This is a genomic window from Paenibacillus sp. alder61, from assembly GCF_020179875.1.
Classification (GTDB): Bacteria; Bacillota; Bacilli; order Paenibacillales; family Paenibacillaceae; genus Fontibacillus; species Fontibacillus faecis.
This window is the reverse complement of record NZ_JAIUDG010000054.1, coordinates 1-1,004: the sequence shown is the minus strand read 5'-3', so window position 1 is coordinate 1,004 and position 1,004 is coordinate 1. Positions and strand designations below refer to the sequence as shown.

Annotated in this window: 1 protein-coding gene; it reads right to left on the bottom strand. The window is 48.1% G+C overall.

What is annotated here, in order from left to right; translation table 11 throughout:
- On the bottom strand, positions 1-961 hold a 961-nt coding region (gene sufB, locus LBW89_RS27350), incomplete at its 3' end, for a Fe-S cluster assembly protein SufB (protein WP_318249457.1).
- Between the last annotated feature and the right edge of the window lie 43 nt (positions 962-1,004).

Genomic DNA, 1,004 nt, shown 5'->3' with positions numbered 1-1,004 from the left:
TACCGGCTACAGCAATAGACAGGATGGACCCCTTGGCTCCTCTTCCTTTCAATATTACAGCCGGATACTTCATCGTTGCCTTGGAGCCGATGTTGCCGTCCACCCATTCCATTGTGGCGTTTTCCTCGGCCACAGCCCTTTGGGTTACCAAGTTGTAAATATTAGGCGCCCAATTCTGAATGGTCGTGTAGCGGACACGGGAATCTTTCCGGCAAATAATTTCGATAACTCCGCTATGCAGAGAACTGGTACTATAAATAGGTGCTGTACATCCTTCAACGTAATGGACGAAGCTTCCCTCTTCGGCAATAATTAAGGTCCGCTCGAATTGGCCCATATTTTCGGAATTAATACGGAAATACCCTTGTATCGGAACCTCACACTGAACGCCCTTCGGGATGTACACAAAGCTGCCGCCTGACCAAACCGCGCTGTTAAGCGCCGCAAATTTATTGTCGGCGGGCGGGATGATCGTACCGAAATATTGCTTGAACACTTCAGGATATTGCTTTAAGGCTGTATCCGTATCAAGAAAAATAACGCCCTGCTCCTCCAGTTCCTTCCGCATACTGTGATAGATAACTTCCGACTCGTATTGAGCGGATACGCCTGCCAGGAACTTTTGCTCCGCTTCAGGGATCCCCAGCTTATCAAAGGTGGCTTTGATCTCGGAAGGAACCTCCTCCCAGGTCTTCCCCTGTCTTTCAGAAGGACGAACGTAATATTGGATGTCATCCAGATTTAGCCCATCCAAATCCGCTCCCCACCCAGGCATCGGCAATTTGTAGAATTGTTTCAACGCTTTCAGCCGAAAATCGAGCATCCATTCCGGTTCTTCCTTGATTCGGGATATTTCCCGGACAATCTCCTCAGTCAAGCCTTTTCCGGATTGAAAAATAGACTGGTGCCCGTCGCGAAACCCGTATTTATATTCGCCCATATCCGGCGCTTTTTTAGCCATTCGTAACACTCCTTTTAACTTTCCAGGACTTATTTGATGTGCT